The 22625-nt window shown below is 58.5% G+C and carries 25 protein-coding genes; 12 read left to right on the top strand and 13 right to left on the bottom strand.

Features of this window, described 5'->3' with window-relative positions; genetic code table 11:
- Window positions 1-22: 22 nt before the first annotated feature.
- The 4 genes from NW808_RS06970 to NW808_RS06955 all read right to left on the bottom strand — a co-directional run bounded on the left by NW808_RS06970 (window position 23) and on the right by NW808_RS06955 (window position 3891).
- Window positions 23-1330, bottom strand: a complete 1308-nt coding sequence (locus tag NW808_RS06970; RefSeq protein ID WP_414420734.1) for a hypothetical protein — start codon at window positions 1328-1330, stop codon at window positions 23-25.
- Window positions 1331-1435: 105 nt separating this feature from the next.
- Window positions 1436-1957 carry a hypothetical protein gene (locus NW808_RS06965; RefSeq protein ID WP_414405863.1) on the bottom strand — a complete coding sequence of 174 codons (522 nt, stop codon included), beginning with the start codon at window positions 1955-1957 and terminating at the stop codon, window positions 1436-1438.
- Window positions 1958-1966: 9 nt separating this feature from the next.
- Window positions 1967-2521 carry a phycobiliprotein lyase gene (locus NW808_RS06960; RefSeq protein WP_414409833.1) on the bottom strand — a complete coding sequence of 185 codons (555 nt, stop codon included), beginning with the start codon at window positions 2519-2521 and terminating at the stop codon, window positions 1967-1969.
- A gap of 95 nt (window positions 2522-2616) precedes the next feature.
- On the bottom strand, window positions 2617-3891 hold the full coding sequence (locus NW808_RS06955; protein WP_414420733.1) for a S41 family peptidase: 1275 nt from the start codon (window positions 3889-3891) through the stop codon (window positions 2617-2619).
- Window positions 3892-4111: 220 nt separating this feature from the next.
- Between NW808_RS06955 and petB the strand changes: the two genes are divergently transcribed.
- From petB to leuB, 3 genes are all read left to right on the top strand, one after another.
- Entirely contained in the window at window positions 4112-4759 is a 648-nt protein-coding gene (petB, locus tag NW808_RS06950) for a cytochrome b6 (RefSeq protein ID WP_414396519.1), read from the top strand.
- A 67-nt stretch (window positions 4760-4826) separates the two neighbouring features.
- Window positions 4827-5339, top strand: a complete 513-nt coding sequence (petD, locus tag NW808_RS06945; protein WP_414396521.1) for a cytochrome b6-f complex subunit IV — start codon at window positions 4827-4829, stop codon at window positions 5337-5339.
- A 146-nt stretch (window positions 5340-5485) separates the two neighbouring features.
- Window positions 5486-6601 carry a 3-isopropylmalate dehydrogenase gene (gene leuB / locus NW808_RS06940; RefSeq protein WP_414405859.1) on the top strand — a complete coding sequence of 372 codons (1116 nt, stop codon included), beginning with the start codon at window positions 5486-5488 and terminating at the stop codon, window positions 6599-6601.
- A 32-nt stretch (window positions 6602-6633) separates the two neighbouring features.
- On the opposite strand, the gene ntcA is transcribed toward leuB, so the two are convergent.
- Complete coding sequence (gene ntcA / locus NW808_RS06935; RefSeq protein WP_414396526.1) at window positions 6634-7305, bottom strand: global nitrogen regulator NtcA; 672 nt, start codon at window positions 7303-7305, stop codon at window positions 6634-6636.
- Window positions 7306-7479: 174 nt separating this feature from the next.
- On the opposite strand from ntcA, the gene NW808_RS06930 reads away from it, so the two are divergent.
- The 3 genes from NW808_RS06930 (at window position 7480) to NW808_RS06920 (ending at window position 10681) form a co-directional block, all read left to right on the top strand.
- The gene (locus NW808_RS06930) at window positions 7480-9306 is read left to right on the top strand and encodes a M61 family metallopeptidase (protein WP_414420732.1); all 1827 of its coding nucleotides are present in this window, start codon (window positions 7480-7482) and stop codon (window positions 9304-9306) included.
- A gap of 71 nt (window positions 9307-9377) precedes the next feature.
- Window positions 9378-9968, top strand: coding sequence for a hypothetical protein (locus NW808_RS06925; protein WP_414420731.1), 591 nt, complete (start codon window positions 9378-9380; stop codon window positions 9966-9968).
- Between the two features lie 74 nt (window positions 9969-10042).
- Entirely contained in the window at window positions 10043-10681 is a 639-nt protein-coding gene (locus NW808_RS06920) for a hypothetical protein (RefSeq protein WP_414420730.1), read from the top strand.
- Here the strand turns inward: NW808_RS06920 and NW808_RS06915 are convergent.
- Complete coding sequence (locus NW808_RS06915) at window positions 10678-11565, bottom strand: hypothetical protein (RefSeq protein ID WP_414420729.1); 888 nt, start codon at window positions 11563-11565, stop codon at window positions 10678-10680. The two genes, NW808_RS06920 and NW808_RS06915, sit on opposite strands and share 4 nt — an antisense overlap.
- 251 nt (window positions 11566-11816) lie before the next feature.
- On the opposite strand from NW808_RS06915, the gene psbV reads away from it, so the two are divergent.
- The 4 genes from psbV to NW808_RS06895 are packed head-to-tail and all read left to right on the top strand — an operon-like array spanning window position 11817 to window position 14298.
- On the top strand, window positions 11817-12353 hold the full coding sequence (gene psbV, locus NW808_RS06910; RefSeq protein WP_414409839.1) for a photosystem II cytochrome c-550: 537 nt from the start codon (window positions 11817-11819) through the stop codon (window positions 12351-12353).
- Window positions 12353-12871: a photosystem II cytochrome PsbV2 gene (gene psbV2 / locus NW808_RS06905; RefSeq protein WP_414420728.1), complete on the top strand. Its 519-nt coding sequence runs from the start codon at window positions 12353-12355 to the stop codon at window positions 12869-12871. Before psbV ends, psbV2 begins: the two co-directional genes overlap by 1 nt.
- 60 nt (window positions 12872-12931) lie before the next feature.
- Entirely contained in the window at window positions 12932-13414 is a 483-nt protein-coding gene (locus NW808_RS06900; RefSeq protein WP_414396544.1) for a LapA family protein, read from the top strand.
- Window positions 13402-14298, top strand: coding sequence for a sulfatase-like hydrolase/transferase (locus NW808_RS06895; RefSeq protein WP_414420727.1), 897 nt, complete (start codon window positions 13402-13404; stop codon window positions 14296-14298). Before NW808_RS06900 ends, NW808_RS06895 begins: the two co-directional genes overlap by 13 nt.
- A gap of 18 nt (window positions 14299-14316) precedes the next feature.
- On the opposite strand, the gene NW808_RS06890 is transcribed toward NW808_RS06895, so the two are convergent.
- From NW808_RS06890 to NW808_RS06875, 4 genes are read right to left on the bottom strand one after another with little or no spacing between them, the layout of a single operon-like run.
- Window positions 14317-15435, bottom strand: coding sequence for an AI-2E family transporter (locus tag NW808_RS06890; protein WP_414409842.1), 1119 nt, complete (start codon window positions 15433-15435; stop codon window positions 14317-14319).
- A gap of 21 nt (window positions 15436-15456) precedes the next feature.
- Complete coding sequence (fabI, locus tag NW808_RS06885) at window positions 15457-16233, bottom strand: enoyl-ACP reductase FabI (protein ID WP_414396552.1); 777 nt, start codon at window positions 16231-16233, stop codon at window positions 15457-15459.
- A 39-nt stretch (window positions 16234-16272) separates the two neighbouring features.
- Window positions 16273-18078, bottom strand: coding sequence for an aspartate--tRNA ligase (gene aspS / locus NW808_RS06880; RefSeq protein WP_414420726.1), 1806 nt, complete (start codon window positions 18076-18078; stop codon window positions 16273-16275).
- A gap of 51 nt (window positions 18079-18129) precedes the next feature.
- Window positions 18130-18270, bottom strand: a complete 141-nt coding sequence (locus NW808_RS06875; RefSeq protein ID WP_414420725.1) for a hypothetical protein — start codon at window positions 18268-18270, stop codon at window positions 18130-18132.
- Window positions 18271-18285: 15 nt separating this feature from the next.
- Here NW808_RS06875 and NW808_RS06870 point away from each other — a divergent pair, with 15 nt between their 5' ends.
- Entirely contained in the window at window positions 18286-18558 is a 273-nt protein-coding gene (locus NW808_RS06870) for a hypothetical protein (protein ID WP_414420724.1), read from the top strand.
- 4 nt (window positions 18559-18562) lie between these two features.
- On the opposite strand, the gene NW808_RS06865 is transcribed toward NW808_RS06870, so the two are convergent.
- The 3 genes from NW808_RS06865 to NW808_RS06855 all read right to left on the bottom strand — a co-directional run bounded on the left by NW808_RS06865 (window position 18563) and on the right by NW808_RS06855 (window position 20792).
- Window positions 18563-18844, bottom strand: a complete 282-nt coding sequence (locus NW808_RS06865; protein WP_414420723.1) for an RNA recognition motif domain-containing protein — start codon at window positions 18842-18844, stop codon at window positions 18563-18565.
- 167 nt (window positions 18845-19011) lie between these two features.
- Window positions 19012-19821 carry a 16S rRNA (guanine(527)-N(7))-methyltransferase RsmG gene (rsmG, locus tag NW808_RS06860; protein ID WP_414420722.1) on the bottom strand — a complete coding sequence of 270 codons (810 nt, stop codon included), beginning with the start codon at window positions 19819-19821 and terminating at the stop codon, window positions 19012-19014.
- Entirely contained in the window at window positions 19818-20792 is a 975-nt protein-coding gene (locus tag NW808_RS06855) for a hypothetical protein (protein WP_414420721.1), read from the bottom strand. The genes rsmG and NW808_RS06855 overlap by 4 nt, the downstream gene beginning before the upstream one ends.
- Before the next feature lie 279 nt (window positions 20793-21071).
- Here NW808_RS06855 and guaA point away from each other — a divergent pair, with 279 nt between their 5' ends.
- Window positions 21072-22622, top strand: a complete 1551-nt coding sequence (guaA, locus tag NW808_RS06850) for a glutamine-hydrolyzing GMP synthase (protein WP_414420720.1) — start codon at window positions 21072-21074, stop codon at window positions 22620-22622.
- Window positions 22623-22625 lie beyond the last annotated feature (3 nt).

Genomic DNA, 22625 nt, shown 5'->3' with positions numbered 1-22625 from the left:
GTGGGCGCAGGCTAACCCCTCCCTAGCTCTTTGACTCGGCTTCCAGGGCCTGTTCTTGCTGCACAAGCTGACGGAAGGCCGGCTCGTCCAAGCGGTAGTCCCGCTGCTCGATGAGATCCCGGTCGGTGGAGTAGATGGTGTCCGCTTCCTGCACCACCTCCTGGCGGCGGAAGCGGCGGGCAAAGTCGAGCTTGCGCCGCAGCACCTCCGAGGGACGCTGTAGTTGCTCTTGCCAAAACCGCCGAATGCGATTGCGGCGCTCCACTCCCTGGTTGCGGAATTGCAAGGTCAACCAACGCACCGTGGGCACTGCCAAAAACAGCGTGCCGTAGAGGAAGAGGAATCCAATCAGCGGGTAGATAACCGCCAAAAAGGCATTGCTCCCAGCGGCAGCGGCCACCTCCTCCCGCGCCCCATAGAGAATGGCCGCCAAGAAGAAATTGAGCACACCCAAGCCGGCGGCTAGGGCCAGCTGCCCAGGGGTGGCGCGGCTAAACACCCAAGGTTTTTCTTGCAACACCTCGGGAAACCGCTGCCGTGGGCCTTCGGCGGCCGTTACCTGCAGCTCTGGAAAGCGATAGACGATATCTCCCTCCTCGCTTACCTCCGGCTGGCCGTCAAACTTGAGCAAAATGGGCAGCATGTAGTCTTCGTACTCCAGGGCGGGGGATCCCGGCTCCACATCCAGGTAGGGCAACACCTGCTCGGCGGCAATGACTCCCCCATTGGCGCGGATGAGCTGGCCGATGAGGGCATAGCGTTCTTCTTCCAGGTTGGCATTGGGATCCCCGTCGCCAAACAGGAAGCTGTAGACCGCCTCGAGAAAGTTCATCTCCGCCTTTTCCTGTCGGGGTTGCGCCAGACCAGAATAGCCCCCGCAGGGACTCCAGAAGGGATTGCCTACCCACAGGTCGGGAACGTAGAAGAGCTCCACCCCTCCCGAGCGGCTGCGGCTATCCTCCTCACGGCTGCTCCTACTGCTCTGCAGAGCCATCAGGGCCAGAGTAATGAGGACAATTGACACTACCAGCAGGATGCCAAAGGAAATGCGCAGGCCGTAGAGAAACCCTCCCCAAAGCCGGCGCCGCAGGGCTGCCAGCTGATCCTGTTGCTCCTTGCGCTGGAGAATGCTGCGAAAGTCGGGCGGGAAAACGTAGGCGATCTCTCCCTGCCGCGAAACCTGAAGATGCCCCCCTGCCTTTTGGGCCAACTGCAGCAACTCTTGCTTGGCCTCCTCTAAGGCCAGGCCTGTGGTGGAGGCGATGTCTCCCAACGTAACCCGCAGGCCCAGCCGCTCTACTGCCTCCATAACCAAAGTCTGTGCCGCCACCGTCAACCTCCGCTTCTGCCTGCTGTTAACCCGCCAGCTCCCTGTTTCCAGTATCTCTCCTGTGCTGGGCATCGGCGAGAGGATTCCCTCTTGGCAGCCGCTGAGCTAGGGCAGCCAGGCCAGGGTTGCCAGCAAGGCCGAGAGGATTCCAATCAACACCCAATTCAGCCGTTGGGTATTCACCAAGGGAGCGGCCTGGGAAGGGAGGGGAGCGGGGGACGTGGGCCGAGATCCCCGCGGGCGAGGGCGTTCATAGACTAGAAGTCGGCTTTCGGGCTTGGCCTCTTCCAGGTGGCTGAGATCGGGGATTTGGATCAACCACTCCGCTGGGCGGCGTAGACGGGGAGCCTGCCAGATGCTCAACACATAGCGCGCCTGTTGGGCAAGCTCGGGATCTGGACTATATAGCAAGCTCTGCACTAGGCGGACGGCCTCCTCGGTTTCTCCAAGCGCCTCCTGGGCTAGGGCTTGCCAGAGCCGCAGCTGGCCTGCCTGGGGATAGCGGCCTTGGGCCTGCTTGGCCTCCTCCAAGGCCTGTCGGTATTGTCCCCGCTCAAAGCTGGCTTGAATTCGGGCCAGGTATTGGGGCAAGGGCAAGTCTGGGGCCGGGATCGACTCGGAGTCCACGCAGCCTCCCTAGGTCAGCTTTTGTTCCACCCCAAACCCCACCAGGAGTACCTCCTGCAGCGGCTGGCCTTGAGGTGGGCGCCGGTAGTTGAGGATCTGCCGCAGGCGCAGGCGGGGGTTGAGCAGGGTGATGGTATCTACGGAAACAACATGGGTGTAGGTGGTGGTCATCACCAGTTGCAGGGATCCCGGATCGAAGCGGAAGTCGGCCACCATGGGCCGCTCTTCCTCATAGGCGCGATCGCGCAGGTAGTCGCCTTCCAGCCCGCGGGGGCCCTCTCGCCGGGGCACAAACAACATGTTTAGCTCTTGCCCGACCTCCTCCCCCTTTTCGGAGACAGTCTCAAAGGCAAGGTGAAAGCCCAGGAAGCCGTCGACGCCGTGGTTGGGGTAGTTGTTGTCGGCTAGGACCTTCTCCTTGAGCTCAGGGGTGAGGGTGCGAATGGTGAACTCGGTGCGCGAGCGCTCCACCTCCCCTCGATCCAGGTAGTGATAGGTACGCTCGGTGTGCCAGGCGCCAATACAGCAGTTGAAGAAGTGGTGAAACTGTTGGAGGGCGTTCATGCCAAAGGGCTCGAGAGCAGGGCTGAGTTGACACCAAGCCCGATCCTAAACCGAATCGAAGACAAACAGGCACCCCAATCCCTGCAGCAGATGCCTCAGGTGGGGATCCCCTGGGCCACGGACAAAGTTGCCCCCAGCAGTTCCAGAGCCCGCTGCAACTGGCGATCCTCAGGGCCGCCCAGGGTTTCTGCCGTTAGGGGAACGGGGCTCTCGCCCACCACCACATCGGGCTGGATCCCTTGGCGGTGAATGTCGCGGCCGTTGGGGGTGAGGTATTTGGCAGTCGTCACGGCCAGCCCTGAGCCATCTGCCAGCTCCAGCAGGGATTGGATCAGCCCCTTGCCGAAGGTGCGCGTTCCCACCAGTTGCGCCCGCCCGCTGTCCTGCAATGCCCCCGCCAAGACTTCGCTGGCGCTGGCACTGCCTTGATTGACCAAAACCACTAGCGGCGCCTGGGTGAGAATTTCGCCGGTGGCAGGAATGCCTTCTAGAATGCCGTGGCGATCCTTCACCAGCACGATGTTGCCCTTGGGGATCCAAAAGCGGGCAATCTCAATGGCCGCCTGCAGCAGTCCTCCGGGGTTGTTGCGCAGATCCAGGAGGTAGCCCCGCACCCCTCGGGCTTCTGCCGCCTGGATAGCCTGGCGCACTTGGGTGGCTGCATTGCCGTTGAACTGGCTGAGGCGGATGTAGGCCACTAGTCCTTGGGGCAGCTCAAAGAAAGCCGTGCGCACCGGGTTAATGAGGATTGACTGCCGCACCAGCTCCACCTCCCAGATGCGCCCCTGCCGCCTTAGCCGCAGGCTAACGGTTGTACCGCTAGGGCCGCGCATGCGCTCTGCCACCTCGTCCAAGCTCAGCCCCGCCACTGGCACCTGATCCACCGCCAAGATCTCATCCTGGGGCTGGATCCCGGCCCGCTCGGCAGGGGTGCCCTCCATGGGAGCAATAACCCGCACCGCCCCCTGCTCGTCGATGGCAATCTGCAGGCCAACACCGCTCAGCTCGCCGGCAGTAGAGGTCTGCAGACTGAGGTAGTGCTCCCGATCCAAAAAGCGGGTGTAGGGATCCCCCAGGGTGGCCAACATCTCTTCAATGGCCCGATAGGTTTCCTGACGATTCTTCAAGGGCCGCGCCAGAAAACGCTGCCGCACCTGCCACCAGTTTTGTCCGTTAAACCCCGGATCCACGTAGGCCCGATCCACATAGGCCCAAGCCTGGGCCAGCAGTTGCTGCTCTTCTCCCCAGCGGCTGGCCTGAGCTTGGTAGGCATCAGTGCCTAAACTTGCCCAGAGCAGGCACCCCAGCAGCAGAATGCGGAGAACCCAGCGGATCCCCCACTCTTTCTTCTTTGGCTTTGGCGCAACCATAGACGGCAAGACGCTAAGAAAAGTTAAGGAATATGAACAAGACGCAATATCGAAACCTGTTTTGCCAGCGAGAATGCGGATTCCTGCCCCCGAGCTGAGCCTAACTTAAGGAAGTCGTTAACAAATTGTGTTACAGTGCTGGTTGAGGTGGGGCTGTCCTCCACCGTGGAGTGACTTTCTCCTGCCGGGGAGATACCGAGAAATTGGAAAGAAAGGTACCATGGGCAAAGTTTACGATTGGCTAGACGAGCGGCTAGAGATTACGCCCTTCGTCGACGACGCAACCGGAAAATTCATCCCGCCGCACGTTAACATCTTCTATTGCCTTGGCGGCATCACGCTGGTGTGCTTTCTCATTCAGTTTGCCACCGGCTTTGCCATGACGTTTTACTACCGTCCGACGGTGGCCGAGGCCTTTGAGTCGGTCAACTACATCATGACCCAGGTCAACTTCGGCTGGCTGCTGCGCTCCATCCACCGCTGGAGCGCCTCCATGATGGTGTTGATGATGATTCTGCACACCTTCCGGGTTTACCTGACCGGTGGGTTCAAAAAGCCCCGCGAGCTGACCTGGGTCACCGGCGTGATCTTGGCGGTGCTGACGGTTTCTTTCGGGGTTACGGGCTACTCTCTGCCTTGGGATCAGGTGGGCTACTGGGCAGTCAAGATCGTCTCGGGAGTGCCCAGCGCTATCCCAGTGGTGGGTGATGCCCTGGTTCAGCTTATCCGCGGTGGCGAGGCTGTTGGCCAAGCTACCCTTACTCGTTTCTACAGCTTGCACACCTTTGTCCTGCCTTGGCTGACGGCGGTCTTCATGACCATGCACTTTTTGATGATCCGCCGCCAGGGCATTTCTGGACCCCTGTGATCCAGGGCTGGTTGGATCCCCTACTTTCCCTTGCTCAACCCTTTTGCCCCAGACAAGGAGAACTGCTATGCCTCTCTCGAAGCAAGCGCTGGCGACTGAGGTTATTACACGCAAAGTTGACCTGGACAACCCCAAAGTTTTGGCCAAGCTGAAGAAGAACATGGGCCACATGACCTACGGGGAGCCCGCTTGGCCTAACGACTTGCTCTTTATGTTCCCGGTGGTCATCCTGGGCACCATTGGGGTGATTGTCGGCCTGGCGGTTATGGATCCCGCGGGTGTAGGCGAGCCGGCAGATCCCTTTGCCACGCCCCTGGAAATTCTTCCCGAGTGGTACCTCTACCCTGTGTTCCACATTTTGCGCGTTGTTCCCAGTAAGCTGCTGGGCATTGCCCTGATGTTGGCTATTCCCGTCGGCCTCTTGTTTGTGCCTTTCATTGAAAACGTCAACAAGTTCCAGAACCCGCTGCGCCGTCCAGTGGCGACGACGGTGTTTTTGATTGGCACTTTGGTAACCCTGTATCTAGGCATTGGCGCCACTCTGCCGCTGGACAAGTGGGTTACCCTGGGCCTGTTCTAGAGAGCCGAATATTGATAACTCTAGGTGCAGCAGGCTGATGGCCAAGCTGCACTTTTTTTAGGGGAACTTTCCCGGGGGACTTTTCGGCAAACCTGTGGGCAAGGGGATGGTAATATCGCTACGCACTCCTCTTGCGGGGACCGCCCATGAGCGTTTCTTCTTCTGCTGCTCAAACCTATCGGATTACTGCCCTAGCCGGCGACGGAATCGGCCCTGAGATTATGCAGGTGGGTCGAGCAGTTTTGGACGCCGTTGCCGCTCAGATGGGGTTTTCCCTCCAGTGGCAGGAGGGCCTAATTGGCGGAGCAGCCTACGAGGCCACGGGGGATCCCTTGCCCCCGGAGACCTTGAAAATGGCCCAAGAAAGCGATGCCGTTTACTTGGCAGCGGTTGGCGACTTTAAGTACGACACCCTGCCGCGCCAGAAGCGACCGGAGCAGGCTTTGCTGGGCTTGCGGGCCGGCTTGGGGCTATTTGCCAACTTGCGCCCCGTGAAGATCTTCCCCCAACTGGTGCAGGCCTCTTCCCTAAAGCCGGAGGTAGTTGCTGGGATCGACCTGGTGGTGGTACGCGAGCTCACCGGCGGCATCTACTTTGGTCAGCCCCGCGGGATCTTCGTCGATGCCCAGGGGTCCCGCCGCGGCGTCAACACCATGGCCTACAGCGAGGCCGAGGTGGATCGTATTGCCCGCGTAGCTTTTGAACTGGCCCGCAAGCGACGGCGCAAGCTTTGCTCGGTGGATAAGGCCAATGTGCTGGAGGTGTCGCAACTGTGGCGGGAGCGGGTTACCGCCATTGCCGCCGAATACCCTGACGTAGAGCTTTCCCACCTCTATGTCGACAACGCGGCCATGCAGTTGGTGCGCTGGCCAAAGCAGTTTGACGTCATCCTGACAGAAAACCTCTTTGGGGATATCCTCTCCGACGAGGCGGCCATGCTAACTGGCTCCATTGGCATGTTGCCTTCTGCCTCTCTGGGAGCTACCGGCCCAGGCCTCTATGAGCCAGTCCATGGCTCAGCTCCGGATATTGCCGGCCAAGACAAGGCCAACCCCATTGCCCAGGTGCTTTCTGGGGCAATGCTACTGCGCTACTCCTTGGATCAGCCTCAAGCTGCTGACCGCATCGAACAGGCCGTCGAGGCGGTTTTGGCCCAGGGCTACCGCACCGCCGACATCTACTCGGAGGGGATGACCCTGGTCGGCTGCCGGGAAATGGGGGAAAAGATCCTGGCTGCCCTGGCTCAGCTGCCCGCCTCCTAGCAGGTGTCTCTCAGCCGTTGAGAGCTGGCCCCCTAGGTAAAGCGATGGCTAAGCTGGATGGGGTCGTGGACAGTGATCTTCTTCTTGTGGATAGAAATGTAGTTTTTCTTGCGCAACTCTCCCAAGAGACGGGTAATGGTGACGCGGGTTGATCCGATGGCTTCGGCAATAGCCTGGTGAGACAGCTTGAGGTCGATGGTTACGCCATTGGGGCCAGGCACCCCGAAGTCGCGGCAGAGGATCAACAAAAAGCTAACTAGGCGGGAGGCCATGTCGCGGTGGGCCAGGGTTTCAATCATCATCTCTGTCTGCAGGATACGGGAAGCCAAGCTCTTAAGCAGCAACATGGCCAGCTCAGCGTTCTCCCGTACAGACTTTTCCACCTGTTCGATGGGCAGAGAAAGCAGCTCGACGCGAGTAAAAGCTACGGCGTGATAGAAGCGGTCGGAGCGCTGCCCGGTAATGAAGGAGAGCACACCAAAAATACTGTTCTCCCGCAGGAGGGCAACGGTAATTTCTTCCCCCCTTTCGTACACCCGCGAGAGCTTAACCGCCCCTTTGACCAAAAAGTAAACCCGCTCCGCTGGATCGCCGGGGAGAAAAATGGTCTTGCCGCGTTCATAAGTCTCGATAACCGGAGGATGGCGAGATCCTCCTAACTGCTTAAAAGCTGCAATGAGAGATTTTTCTGCGACGGCCACCACGAGATTCGTCAACCTTTCAAGGTCAGTTTATCTCTAGGATCAACCCCAGAGGTTAGCTTGGGGCACCTGGATCGAGCTGCCCACGACTCGAAGACTACCCTAAACTTAAGAGGCTCTGCCTGGATATCTTTGTAGCAAGAGCTACGTTCCTTTGTTGCGACAAGGGAAGGTTGTATGGGGATCCCGCCGGCTGAAGTTGCCACCCCTTCTCGCCCTGGCCGTCAGCACTTTACGGTGCGGATGCCAGAGCCAGCCAGTCACCTCTTGGAGGTGGAGCTGCAGATTCGCGAAGTGGAACCAGAGGTGCCCCTGCGGCTGCGGCTGCCAGTGTGGACGCCGGGATCCTACCTAGTGCGGGAGCATGCCCGCCATGTACAGGAGTTTCAGGCCCTGAGCGAGCAAGGGAGCCCTTTGGACTGGCGAAAGGTTGATAAAAACACCTGGGAGGTAGACCCACCTGGGTGTTCGGCGGTTACAGTCCGCTATCGGGTCTATGCCTATGAGCTGACGGTGCGCACCAACCATCTGGATCTCACCCACGCCTATTTCAATGGGGCGGCGCTCTTTCTCTACGTGCCTGGCCGCGAGCGGGAGCCCTATACGCTGACCGTGATCCCTCCCCACCCCGACTGGCGCATTGCCACCAGCCTGCGGCCCCTGGCCTCTCCTTCCCCAGGGGATCCTAGCGCTAGCCAGTCTTTCTTTGCTGAAGACTACGACGAGCTGGCAGACAGCCCAGTGGAAGTGGGCTTGCACCAGTTGCGCTCGTTTGCAGTGGAAGGGATCCCGCACTACTTCGTGGTCTGGGGAGCGGGCACCCTGAATTTGGATCAAGCAGTGGCCGATGCCGAGAAAATTGTCCGAACCACGGCAGCGTTTTTTGGCGGGCTGCCCTACGACCGCTACTGGTTTATTGTGCATTTGTCGGCCGGGGGATTTGGTGGCCTAGAACACAAGTACAGTGCCACCCTCAACTATTCTGGACTAGAGCTGCATCAGCCTCAGTCCTACCGCCGCTTTTTGGCGCTGCTGGCCCATGAGCTTTTCCATGCTTGGAACGTCAAGCGGCTGCGCCCTCTAGCTTTGGAGAAAATTGACTACAACCAAGAAAACTATGTGGACTGCCTCTGGTTTTGCGAGGGGGCGACCAGCTACTACGAAAATGTTATCTTGCTACGATCAGGGATCCTCAGTGCCAAAGAGTTTTTGCAGATCCTATCTGAGCAAATTAGCCGGCTACAGCGCACGCCAGGTCGAGTCGTACAATCGCTGCAGGAGGCCAGTTTCGATGCTTGGATCAAGCTCTACCGCCCCCACGAAAATAGCCTCAACAGCCAGGTTTCCTATTACCTAAAGGGCGCTTTGGTCTGCTGGCTGCTAGATCTGCACATTCGCCACCTTTCAAGGGGGCGGGGATCCCTGGACACGGCCATGCGGGATTTGTGGCAGCGCTTTGGCCGGTTTGAGAAAGGCTATACTTACCAGGACTTGCGGGAGGCCTTTGAGCGAGCAGCCGGTGTCGACCTTGGGCGCTTTTTTGCCGCCTACGTGGAAGGCACGGAAGAACTGGACTACGACACCTACCTCCATCCGTTTGGCCTCACCCTCAAGGCCCACTTTAGCCGCCCCAACCCTCCTCCCTACCTGGGCTTGAACTTCAACGGCGAGGGCAACCGCATCAGCGCCGTCGAGATGGGCTCCCCGGCTCAAAAAGCAGGCATCTGGGCTGGCGACGAGCTGGTGGCTTTGGATGGCTTTCGGGTAAGCGCCGCCACCTTGCCGGAGCGCCTGGCAGCCTATCAGCCCCACCAAACCATCTGTCTTAGCGTCTTCCAAGGCAATCAGTTAAAGCACTTTTGGATCCCCTTGGATCCACCCCGCCCGGATGTGTACGCCCTCGAGGCCTTGCCTGAGCTCACTCCCGCCCAGAAAGCGCTCCAACAAAGCTGGTTGGGATCCTTGCTCGGCTCTTCGGGACAGGATACGCCTCTTCTTGCCTGAGCATCTTGAAACAGGCGGGTAACCTAGTTAACCTAGGCAAAAAGTAACAATAGGGGCAAGGAGCCAATCTGATGGACCTCGTTTTGGCTTTGTTGATTGGGGTGGCTGTTGGTTTCTCATTGGGTGTTTACGTTGCCCGCCGTTACAAGGCCAATCCTAGACCAGAGGCCTGGCAGCGAGAGGTCATTAGAGAGATATCTTCATGGCTAGGCCAAGAACTCGACAAAACCTTAATCAAGTTAGGAGAAGGATTGGCAGACGAGACTTCTCAGAGGTTACAGTCTATCCAAGCTGATCTTGAAGAGTTCAGGCTGCGTCTTCTAGAAAGTTATCAAAGTTTTCTGCAGGTTTGGGGTAAGGATCTTACGCAGGCTATATCTGTAAAGCTAGCTGAACATAGTGAGCAGCTCAACAGTCAGCAAGCTATCCTAGAAAACTTAGTGAAAGAAGCTAGAGTTATCTATCAGCAACTACAGGTTGCTCTTAAAAAATCTCTCAGATTAGAGATATCCCAAGCTACAGATCAAAACTCTCAAAAAGATCAGGATGCTATCCATAAAACAATAGAGAATAGTCTACCAGACGATGTACCGAGAGATAAGGAAAAAGTAGCTGCTTCTAACATGCTAGAAGTTGACATATCGAAGATAGAACTTTCTTAAACTCGAAAAACATAAAGATTCAGAAGCATAGATATGGAGGAAGAAGAGTAGAAGCTAGTCAAATAGCTGATCTTATGGGTAGTCAGTACTCTTTGATCAAAAGATTCTATGGAATGATTAAGTCAAGTATGAACAGCGGAAACTCTTTCTCAATAAACCTTAGAGACAAACCTCAACCAGTAATTGGCACAACTTGCCAGGTTGCCACAGGGCTATACAAGATTGCATTTTTAGAAGAGTATAGATACTTCAGAGCGCCCAGGTGTCTGCTAGTAGCAAGAGCCAGCAGATCTCCACAAGCACTGAATTTCCAGAGATACGTTAGGAATAGGTTGATTTGCCTTGCTAAAAGGCAAACTGAGAAGATTGATTTTTCTTACATAGCAAATGCCAAAGTTACTTTGGCAAACGGAGATGATTTTGAGATGGATCTTCTCTTCCACGTTAATGATCAATTTTACTGGGTAGAGTCGAAGACAGGTGGGTACCAAGATAAAGTACAAAAGTACTCCAAGATTGCTTCTGACCTTGGTCTTCAGAGAAACCAAGCCATCATAGTTTTGACCGACGTTAGTCAAGATGCAAAAACCAGTCTATCCTCTCTCTATCATCTGTCAGTCATCAGTGTTGATGAGGTTGAGGCTACATTTGAGAGGATCTTAAAAAAAGTCACCTTCGAGAAGTCTGAAAGGCACCCAAGAGCATTAGCTTAAGCCACAATTTTGACAGCTTGTTCCATACACCACCAGGGATCCTCCGCAAAAGCTGGCATGGGCGTGCTGCCCGCCTTGCCCAAGATGGCCAGCCGAACTTCCCGATCCAGCCGGGATCCCGATCCATAAGGATCCTCAGAAGGGGGCTCCAGTCTTTGCCCCAGAGGGGGCATTGCCATGATGCCCGGCTGCATGCCAGTAGTGCTGACCCAGATTTTGAAGCGATCCACCGCTGTCTCTGCCTCTTCGGGCAGTTGCATCTGCAGCAGATAGCGAGGGCCAGAGCCGACCAACACGCTTTCGCTGGGGCGCAGGCGAGTAGGAAAGTCCGGCTGGTAGGGATAGACCAAGCCGACGCTGCACTGCCGTTCGTCAAAGACTGTTACATAGACATGCACTGGGGTGGGGGCCTTATTGCGCAAGGCGATGGCGAGGTTGCGGCCTGCCTGGATTTGCAGCTGGCCTTGGGGATCCCGCGGCAGGGGTCTGACCTCGGCGGGCCTGGAGCCGCTGGCTGGCGTTTCCAGTTGCAGAAACTCCACTTCCAGGACATTGCTTAGGGCGTCGCTAGCCGGTTGCAGGTTGAGGAGGTTGTCGAAGGCGGCCACGTGCTCCAACAGCCGCACAAGCTTGCGGGGCAGAGCCTGCAGCTTTTTCACTGGGATGCGGAAAGCCGCCAGGGCCACGTCTTCTCCGCGGCGGTAGAAGTAATAGGTTGCATCCGGCAGCATCTCTACCCGCAGAGCCGCCGTTTCCGGTTCAGTGTAGGCCAGAAGCGGCGAGGCCGGCAGAGCCGCTACCAACTCGTCAACAGAGATCGGCACTTGGCTGGGATCTGCACAGGTGAAGGCCACCCGCAACGGCTGGAACCGGAAAGATGACATGGGCAATCCTAGAACTCGGCTCCAGAACCTCCAGATCGGCAGGCTAAGCTTTATGCTAGCTGTTGTCGCAAAGGCCAATCCTAGCTGCTGGAGATCCTGAATTTGCAATTAAACTTAACACTCCAATGAAGGGAAAGGGAAGCCAAAATCCTGTCTGCAAGTGATCCCCAATGGTCTATCCTTAGATCCTGGTGTCGGGTTTGTCGCTGGAGCAAAGCTGACGCCCTTTTTGAAGTCATTGATGGAGACCCATGTTTAGCAAATCCTTTTCTTTCCAGAAAGCGCTGGCAGCGGCGCGTCGGCGGCTGTTGATTTGCATCCTGGCGCTGGGGCTGGCTGGGTTTGCTGGGTGGCCGGCCCTGGCAGCTAGGCAGATCCCTCCGGTACCCCTGTCGCCAACTGAAACCATTACTTTTACCGAGGCGCAACTGGCCCGCGGCAAGCAACTTTTTAACAAAACCTGTGCCCAGTGCCATGTGGGGGGTCAAACCCTTCCCAACCCAGATGTGACCTTGAAGCTTGCGGATCTGGCGGGGGCAACACCTCCTCGCGATAACGTGCTGGCAATCGTGGACTACATCAAAAACCCAGTCACCTACGACGGGGTAGAGTCCCTGGTGGAATACCATCCCAACACGCAGCTCTTGAGCGAGTATCCCCGCCTGCGCAACCTTACCGAGGAGGATCTGAAGTTAATTGCTGGCTATATCTTGGTTCAGGCCAAGACGGTGCCCGGCTGGGGCGGCACCAAGAGCGAATCCCACAGTGACCTTTCGGCCTATCTCTGATGCCTGGGCAAACTCAAGGGGCAAAGCGGTGGCGGATCCCTCAGCCGGCCTGGAGGTGGGCGGGGATCCTGCTCCTAGTTTGGCTGGGGTTGGCTAGCCCAGCGCTGGCCCGCGTGGATCCCTACGTGAGCCAATATCTGCGGGCAACTGGGCCGGTGGAGCTGCCCTGGGATGCGGAGGGACACACCCTTACCTTTACTCCGGAGCAGCTGAGCGACGGGAAAAACCGCTTCCAATCTGCTTGCTTGAACTGCCATGTGGGCGGCTCTACCCTGCCCGCTCCCAACATTTCTCTCTCGCTGAAAGACTTGCGTGGTGCCACTCCGCCCCGCGACACCATCCAAGCTCTTGTCGAGTACCAGCGGGATCCCCGCAGCTACGACGGCAGCAAGCCTAGCTACGGCTGCCGCCCTGTGCCCCCCTCTTGGATGGATGATGAGGCGCTGCGCAACCTAGCTGCCTTTATCCTGAGAGCCGCTCAAGTGGCCCCTGGCTGGGGATCCAACACCTTCAACTAACCCCGTCCTGCCCCCCGCCGGGGATTGGTGGTAGCCTAGGGGAGAGGGAAGGTTGAGGTCATGCTCCAAAACATCCGCTCCCTGCTCCTAGGGCTGTGGATCCTGGCCTTGGGGATTTTCCTGGTCCAAAACTGGGGATCGGCAGCGGTGGTTGTTGTAGCTGGGCAAGCTGGCCCTGCTGTACCTCTGTCGCTGGTGCTCTTGATGGCTTATGGAGTAGGAGTGGGCTTGGGATTTTTGTACGTGGGATCCTGGCAGCTCCACGAGCGGGCGTTGCAGCGCCAGGCCATTCGCAAGCTCAATCAGCTCCTCGACCGGGTGCGCTTTTTGGAAGCGCAGCTACTTCCCCCCGACCACTATTTGCCACCAGATTTGCCGGATCCTGAGACAGGCCGCTATTCTTATTCCAATATCCCGCCGGAACGCATTCGCGAGCCTGCCCCCGAACCCAGCGAACCTGAGGACGATGCAGCAACAACCCCCAGCTGGCGGATTGTCCGGCGGCCTTACTCTGCTGAAGAGGAGGAAGAATGGGATTCCTAAACTGGTGGAGATCGTCTCCAGCCCCCGCCCCTGAGCCCGCCCCCCGCCCCGAACCCCAGGGGCAGAATAACTACCTGCTCATCGTGCTAGACAGTTGCCGCTTCGACAGCCTGCTGGCGGCTAAGCCCAAACACTTGCTGAAGCTAGGTCCTCTGGAAAAGCGCTGGAGCTACGCTTCCTGGACAGCTCCTGCTCACTACAACCTGCTCATGGGCCTGCTGCCCCATACCAGCCCCACCCACGTTTTTGCCTCCGAACACTACAAGCAGGAGTATTTGCGCTATAACGAGCGCCTCGGCACCCGGCAGCCGATTGAGTTCAAGCACCTGCTGCCTCACCTCTACTTGCCAACGCTCCTGAAGCACCAACTGGGCTACACCACCCACGCCCTGGTCTCCATGCCGGTGCTCAATCCCAGCACTCTGCTCAATCGCGACTTCGATTCCTACCGTCTCATGCCCCGGCACAACGACATGGCGGCTATGGTGGAGCAGTTGCGCTTTGATCCGGATCGCCCTAGCTTTTACCTGCTCAATGTAGGCGAAACTCACTATCCCTACGCCCTGCCCGATGAGGATCCCAGCGCGTGGCCCCACATTTCGGGGGTCAACGGGGTGCTCAAGCGGCTGGATGAAGGGAAAGAGGAGGGGATCCCTTTTTTCAGCGCCGCCCAGTTGGAGGAGCTGCGGCAGCGGCAGATTGAGGCGGTGCGCTACTTAGACGGGGTCTTTGAGCAGCTGTTCGATCTAGTTCCCAAAAACACCTACATCACGGTTACAGCCGACCACGGCGAACTGTTTGGAGAGGGAGGGTACTTCGGCCACGGCCCCATCCACCACGAAAAGGTGTTGGAGGTGCCCTTTATCGAGGGCAAAATTCGCTAGGACAATGCCTATTGGAAGCTAGACCTCCTGGATCTCCTCCCGGCGAGTTTCGAGGGGGCTTTTGCCGAGGGAGGTCACCTTTGCCGTCAAGTCCAACCCCTCTTCGGCGGCTAACTCGGCGGAACGGGCCACCTCGTAGAGACTCTTCACCACGCTGCTGAGGGGGATGGCAACGATCACGCCCAGGATGCCCCCCAGCTGTGCCCCCGCCAACAGGGCAATCAAGATCCACACCGGGTTGAGGCCAATCAGCTCTCCCATCAGCCGGGGAGCGATGACCCGATCCTTGATCTGCTGCACGATCAGGGAGACCAGCACCACCTTGAGGCTGAGCCAAATGTCCTGGAAGGCCAGCAGCACTGCTGCCGCGCCAATACCAATGAAGCCCCCTACCAGCGGGATCACCTCCAGCAGGCCAATCAAGAGGCCAAACAAAAGCCCAAAGGGTACTCGCAGCAGCCCAAACGCTGGCACCAGCATCAGGGCCATCATGAACCCCAACACCAACTGGCTGATGAGAAAGTTCTGAAAGCTGAGCACCAGGGCTTCGCCGATGCGCGGCCCCCAGGGCTTGGGAAAGAGGCTGAGCAACCCCTGCCAAAACTGGCCCCCATAGAGCAGCATGTAGAAGGCCAACACCAAGACCAACACCAAGTCGACCACCTGGTTAAAGGTGCCCAGGAGGATGTCGAGGGATTGGCTGGCAATTTTTTCGGCACCGGCCTGCAGGCGGCTGAGGAGAGTGTTCACCAGCTCCGGCTGGCCAAGATTGATGTTGCGCTCGGCAGCCCAGAGGCTAATCTGGCCAAGCCAATGTTGTAAAGTATCCACCCACTCAGGGATCCGTGCCCCCAACTGCACCACCTGCTTAGCCAGGAGGGGCACAACGGCAATCCCCACCAAAACCAGCAGCACCACCGAGAGGGCAAAGACCAAAGCCACCGCTACAACGCGGTTGACCCGGTAGCGCTGCAGCGCCTGGACTGGGTAGTTGAGCAAAAAAGCCAGTACCGCCGCTGTCAGGATGGTGGCGAGCAGATGGCCAAACAGACGGCCCACTTGCAGGGCCAGCCAGCCGCTAATGACCATCAAAATCCAGGTCACTAGCAGCCGCTGCAAGGGGGAAAAGCGGTTCATGCCAGGGAGATCCCACCGAGCCTAAAAACCCAGGATGCTATATCCACTATCTACGTAGATCACCTGGCCAGTAATGCCGCTAGCTAGGTCGCTGGCCAGAAAAGCTGCCACATTGCCCACCTCGAGCTGGGTAATATTGCGCCGCAGCGGCGCTTTCTCCTCGACCGCGTGCAGCATGGCATGAAAATCAGCAATGGCCGAGGAAGCCAAGGTGCGAATGGGTCCAGCAGAAATGGCATTCACCCGGATCCCGGCGGGGCCCAGCTCGGCTGCCAGGTAGCGAACGCAGGTTTCTAGGCCCGCTTTGGTGACAGCAGCCATGTTGTAGTTAGGCACCACTCGCACTCCCCCTAAGTAGGTGAGGGTGAGGACGCTGCTGCCGGATCTCAAGAGGGGCTTAGCGGCCCGGCAGAGGGCAATCAGGGAGTAGGTGCTTACATCCATGGCCAGGGCAAACCCCTGCCGCGAGATATCGCTAAAGTTGCCGCTCAGCTCCTCTTTTTTGACGTAGGCCAGGCAGTGAACCAGGATGTCGAGCTGGCCCCACTTTTGGGCCACTTCCTGAAATAGGTCGTTGATTTGCTGATCGCTTTGGACGTCGCAGGGAAGGAGAAAATCCGGCTGCAGGGGCTCAGTGAGTTGTTGGACTTTCGTCTTGAAACGATCCCGCTCGTCCGGCAAGTAGGTAACCCCCAACGTAGCTCCTGCTTTGTGCAGCTGCTGGGCAATGCCCCAGGCAATGGAGCGCTCGTTGGCAATGCCGGTTACCAAGGCTTTCTTTCCGGTCAGATCTAGCATAGGGAGACCAAGAAGTAGGGGTGGATGCTTATCCGTCGTTTAGCCGGGGTGGTAGGTGGAGGCTACGTGCAGTTCTTTAAGCTGCCTGGGCTCAACACCGGAGGGAGCGCCGGTGAGCAAGCACCTGGCCTGCTGGGTCTTGGGAAAGGCGATGACATCGCGAATGGAATCTTCCCCTGCCAGCAGCATCACCAGCCGGTCCAGTCCGTAGGCAATGCCCCCGTGGGGTGGGGTGCCGTACTCAAAAGCTTCTAGCAAAAAGCCAAACTTCTCCCGCGCCTCCTCAGGACTAAGGCCAATGATTTGGAAAACCTGCTCCTGGATCTCCCGCTGGTAGATGCGCAGGGATCCCCCCCCCACTTCCACGCCGTTCCAGACCAAGTCGTAAGCCTGGGCCCGCGCCGTCTTCAAGTCGGCCAAGTCGTCAGGATGGGGAGCAGTAAAGGGGTGGTGCAGGGCTTCCAGGCGGTTTTCTTCGGCGTTGAATTCAAACATCGGGAAATCCGTAATCCAGAGGAGATTCAAGGCATTCTCCGGGATCAAACCCAGTTCATGGCCTAGATGCAGCCGCAGCCGGCCCAGCGACTCGTTGACCACGGCAGCCGGCCCTGCCCCAAACAGCAGCAGATCCCCTGGCTTGGCGTTGGTCAGCTGCCGCAACTGCTGTTCCTGCTCAGGGCTGAGGCTCTCCTTGAGGGCACCAATGGTGTCGAGGCTGTCGGGACGCACCCGAATGAAGGCCAAACCGCCTGCCCCGTACTGAGTGACGAGCTTAAACAGATCTCCGCCCGGTTTGATGCGGGTGTTGGAGATCTGTTCATCGCCGCCGGGCACTGGCAGAACTTTGACGACTCCTCCCTGCTGCAGGGCTTTGGCAAAGACTTGAAAGCGGGATCCCTGAAACACCGCCGAAACATCCACCAACTCCAGCCCAAAGCGGGTGTCGGGCTTGTCGGAACCGTAGCGATCCATGGCCTCGGCGTAGGTTAGCCGTGGGAAGGGCCGGGGCAGGTCGATCCCTTTAACGGTTTTGAAGATATGGCAGATGAGCCGCTCGTTGAGCTCCAGGATTGCCTCTTGATCCATGAAGCTCATCTCCATGTCCAACTGGGTAAACTCCGGCTGGCGATCCGCCCGCAGATCCTCGTCCCGAAAGCAGCGGGCAATTTGGTAGTAGCGATCGACACCAGCCACCATCAGCAACTGCTTAAAAAGCTGGGGCGACTGCGGCAGGGCAAACCACTCCCCGGGGTTGAGGCGGCTGGGCACCAGGTAGTCTCTGGCGCCTTCCGGGGTAGAGCGGGTGAGGATGGGGGTCTCTACCTCGATGAAGCCTTCCTCGTCTTCCAGAAAGCGGCGGATGGCCTTGATGACCTGGTGACGCAGTTGCAGGTTGCGCGACAGCCGCTCCCGGCGCAAGTCCAGGTAGCGATAGCGCAGGCGAATCTCCTCCCGCACCTCTTCCCCTTCTTCCCCGGAGACGCTGAAGGGAAGCTGCTTGGCCACCCGGCTAAGAATCTCCAGCTGCTCTGCATAAACCTCCACTTCGCCCGTGGCCAGGCGGGGGTTGAAGGAGTCGGCAGGCCGGGGCTGAACTGTTCCCGTTACCCGCACCACGTACTCATTGCGCACCTCCTTGGCTAACTCGTAGGAGAGGGGAGTTTTCTGCGGATCAGCCACCAGTTGCACAATGCCGGAGCGATCCCGCAAATCGAGGAAGATCACGCCCCCGTGGTCGCGGCGGCGGTCAATCCAGCCATAGAGGGTAACCGTCTGGCCGATGTGGGCTGGGCGCACTTGGCCACAGTAGAGAGAGCGAGGCGGGCGACAGATGGCAGCAGGCATGGACGAGGCAGGATAACGAAACGATAAGTCCGAGCCCCTATCATACAAAACTCAGCCCCCCTGTCTGGGAGCCCCTTCAGCTACCTTAACCCCCGCTTCGGCGGCGACCGTTTGGACGAGAGCGGGATTAAGGGTGGTCTCGGCAAAGACTGCTGGCACCCCCAGGGCGCGAATTAGCCATCGTCTCAGCACTAGGCTGTTCCTTAAGTGCTGATTCCCAAGAGGGATCCTCCCATTCGGATCGTCTCTTCCGCCTTCTTTTCCCTGGGGATCCTCCAGCGGGCCCGCATCGAGCTCAGCCACTTTCTCTTCAGCAACATCCTGAAGGTAAGCAACGCCAGCGTGCTGACAGGGGTGGGCATCACTCTCCTATTGCTGGTGCCTCGACTGCACCAAGTGAAGTTGCTGGGATCCCTGTTTGGCGCCAGCAGTAGCCTGCTGGGGATGTACGCTAGCTACTCCCTCAACACGGTAACCTGACGACCTAGAAGCGAGAGGGACGAGCACCTCGTCTACTGCTGGCCTGACGCGGCAGTGCCTTGTTAACTCTTAAATCTCGGCCCATCCAAGTAGCTCCATCCAGTTCTTCGATAGCTTTTTGCTCGTCGGCTTCGTTTTCCAGCTCCACAAAGGCAAAGCCTCGCTTGCGGCCTGTCTCGCGATCTACTGGAATCTTGATTTGCTTGACAGTGCCGTATTCAGAAAAAACCAGACGCAGGTCTTCTTCACTGGCCTTGAAGGACAAGTTGCCGACAAAAATGGTCATAACCCTGCGAACTCCGAACTTTACCCTCTAGCGCTCAGTTCGGAAGCTCGCCTGGTTAGACCCTTGGCTTGATCCGAAACTGATGCCAACCCCATCTTAGTCCTAGCAGCAGCATTTGCAAACTCCCCCCTCCAAAATTTTCTGCAGACATCCCCGAGCCAGGAAATTCAGGATTGCAACCTTTGGGAAGGCTTGCCCCGCCCCAAGGGTTGACGTTGGGGAACACCAGGAGGGCGGGGATAGAGAGCTGGTGTGGGAGCCACTTTCTCCAGCAGCAGACAGTGGCGTACGCTGTGGCTGTGGGGAGTGGTGAAGGCTTCGATGTGAACCAGTTTCCCTCCCAAAAGGGAGAGGGCCCGCTCTAGAACTTCGGCTTCGGCCCTGGTCCAATGGCCGCGATAGAGGATGGCGCGTCCTCCCACCCTGAGTAGGGGCAGACAATACTCGGCACAGATCTCCGCTGCGGCCAGAGCCCTGGCCAGGGCCAGATCGTAGCTGCCACGTTCCTGCGGGTCTTGCCCCCAAACTTCCGCCCGCTGGGCCACTGCCCGCGCCTGGGCTAGGGAGAGCTGCTGCAAAACGCCTTGCACAAAGGCAATCTTGCGCTGGGTGCTATCTAGCAGGGTAAAGCTGGCCTGGGGTAGGGCAATTTGGGCCGGGATCCCTGGAAAGCCTGCTCCAGTGCCAACGTCGATGCCCCGCCAGGGCTGGGTTTGAATGACCTCCCACGGACCCAGCAAGCACAGGCCCCGCAGCGAGTCCCACAGGTGTTTTTCCCAGAAGTCGATGGGGTCAGTGATGCGGGTGAGGTTTTGGGTGCGGTTGCCGGCCATCACCAGGGGGTAGAGCTGCTGCAGTTGCCGTTGCTGGCGCTCCGTGGGTTGCCAACCCAGCTCTGCTAGCCACCTTGCCCACAGCGCCTTGAGCTCGGGGGGCTCCAGTGGAACCAGCGGGGTCTTTTCGTCGGCTTTGGTCATCCTGGGAGGCTCAGCTTCAAGGCAGCAGGGATGGCTTTTTCGGCCCAACCCTTAAGCTCCTGGGTCAAGCCCTGCAAAGAGCGCTCCGCCCCCAGCAGTTCCTGGTTTAGGCAAACCAACTCCTGCAAATCCAGCTCCTGGTAGGGGATCCCCTCCTCCAGCAAGAGGTTAATCGGCTGGGCCTGAGCCTGGAAAGGCTGACGGGAGGCCAACTCCAGCTCTACCTCCAAAAGCACCTGCTCCAGCCGCTCCACCCGCTCCTGCATCTGCGCCAGCAGGGCTGCTAGCTGCTGACAGCAGTGGTGAACCTGGCGGGCGTAGACTTTGAGGGGCAAGGCCAGCGGCAGCAAGGATTCGGACAGGAGCTGGACGAGGTGCTGGGCCTCCAGCTCTTCCAGTTGGAGGTCTTGCCAAATAGCCTGATAGGAGCGCAGCGCCTGGCGACAGGCCTCCAGGCGGCAGTAGCAGGGCTGTAGCACCGAAGCCCGTAGCTCCTGCAGGTAATCGGCCCACAGTTGTCCCACCTCTACCATCGAGCCGGGACGCAGAAAACTCCACCCCTGGGCCACCAGCCAACTGAGTACCAGGCCGGCCAACAGTTGGTTTTTTCGGCGTAGCAGGAAAGGGGAAAGCTGCTCTCCCCAAGTGGCCAGACCCAGCCAGATCAAGGCAGCTAAAGCCAAATGGGGCAAGCTGATCATTTCGGCCAAAAGCTGGGCGGAGCAGCGCTGGCGCAGCCTCCAGATCATCGCGGCGCCTAGGCTGTAGAGCCCTCCCCCCAGCAGCGGGATCACCGCTAGCCACGGGAGCGGTAACAGCTTACTCTTGCCCAGGGCCTCCCAACTGAGCAAGTACAAGGCCAAGAGGGCCAAAACCGCAACCCACCCTTGCTGGTGCTTGAAACGGCGGGCTAGCAGATGTCGGCGGCGACGTAGATAGGTTTGAAAGGATTCGGCAACGAGGGCGGACATGGGGATCCCTGGCGCTATGCCCACTGGCCTAGAGCGCTATCCTCATTCTGCCCGCTTTCAGGCCTGGCCGATGGCAAACTCTATCAGGGATCCAGGGGGCGGTTTTGCCCCAAAAGCTCCTCTGCGAGAAGCTCCCTGAGAGAGGTTTTCCAGGGTAGATGCCTGCAGGAAAGCTCTCTGTCCTTGCTACGATGTTATCCCCAGCTAATCTCTTGGCCCTGCTTTTCATCCGGCCCTGGGTAAGTTTTTTCCGGCTCCCCCCTCAAGGTGCAGCGCCAGATGATCGTCATTCTCGACTTTGGCTCCCAGTACTCGGAGCTGATTGCCCGTCGCGTCCGTGAAGCCCGCGTTTATTCGGAAATTCTCTCCTACCGCACCACCGCCGAACAACTGCGGCAACTGCGGCCCCAAGGCATTATCCTCTCCGGCGGCCCCAGCTCCGTCTACGAGCCGGGTGCTCCCGCCTGCGACCCGGAGATCTGGAAGTTGGGGATCCCCATCTTAGGCGTGTGCTACGGCATGCAGCTCATGGTGCAACAGTTGGGGGGCCGGGTAGAGCCTGCCCGCAAAGGCGAATATGGCCGCGCCGCCCTCCATGTTTTGGATCCCACTGACCTGCTCACCAACCTGCCAGAAAACAGCACTGTGTGGATGAGCCATGGGGATGTGGTTACTGAATTGCCGCCAGGCTTTCACGCCCTGGCCGCCACGGACAACACTCCCTTTGCTGCCATCGCCGATCCCGTCCGTCGTCTGTACGGAGTGCAATTTCACCCAGAGGTGGCCCACTCCGAGGGCGGCGCTTTCCTGATGCGCAATTTTGTCTATCACATCTGCCGCTGCGAGCCCACCTGGACCACGGAGGCTTTTCTGGAGGAGGCCATCCGAGAGGTTCGCGCCCAGGTGGGCAACAAGAAGGTGTTGCTGGCTCTCTCCGGCGGGGTGGATAGTTCCACCCTGGCTTTCTTGCTGCACAAGGCCATTGGCGACCAGCTCACCTGCGTGTTCATCGACCAAGGGTTTATGCGCAAGGGCGAGCCGCAGCGGCTGCTGCGCCTTTTCCAGGAGCAATTTCACATCCCCGTCCACTATGTAGATGCTCAAGAGCGCTTTCTCCAGCAGTTGAAGGGGGTTACCGACCCAGAAGAAAAACGCAAGCGCATTGGGGCAGAGTTCATTCGCGTGTTCGAGGAGGAGTCGCAGCGGCTGGGTCCTTTCGAGTACCTGGCCCAGGGCACTCTCTACCCGGATGTGATCGAGTCGGCCAACACCAACGTGGATCCGGTAACTGGGGAGCGGATTGCCGTCAAGATCAAAAGCCACCACAATGTCGGCGGCTTGCCGAAAAATCTGCGCTTTAAGCTGGTAGAACCCTTGCGCAAGCTCTTCAAGGATGAGGTGCGGCAGCTGGCTCGCTCCTTGGGCCTGCCGGAAGAAATCGTTAATCGTCACCCCTTTCCAGGGCCGGGGCTGGCCATCCGCATTGTAGGAGAGGTTACCCAAGAGCGGCTGGAGATCCTGCGCGAGGCCGACATAATTGTTCGCCAAGAGATTAACCGCTCTGGCTACTACTCCAAGCTCTGGCAAGCCTTTGCCGTGTTGCTGCCAGAAGTGCGCTCGGTGGGGGTAATGGGAGACAAGCGCACCTATGCTTGCCCGGTAGTGGTGCGGTTGGTTACCAGCGAGGACGGCATGACGGCAGACTGGGCCAGGGTGCCCTACGACCTCTTGGCCACCATCTCCAACCGCATCGTCAACGAGGTTCCGGGTGTCAATCGGGTGGTCTACGACATCACCTCTAAGCCTCCGGGCACCATCGAATGGGAGTAGACG

It is taken from the genome of Synechococcus sp. W70.1, assembly GCF_047461515.1.
Classification (GTDB): Bacteria; Cyanobacteriota; Cyanobacteriia; order Thermostichales; family Thermostichaceae; genus Thermostichus.
Note: the sequence above shows the minus strand (reverse complement) of the source record. Positions and strands in the feature narration are given on the sequence as shown.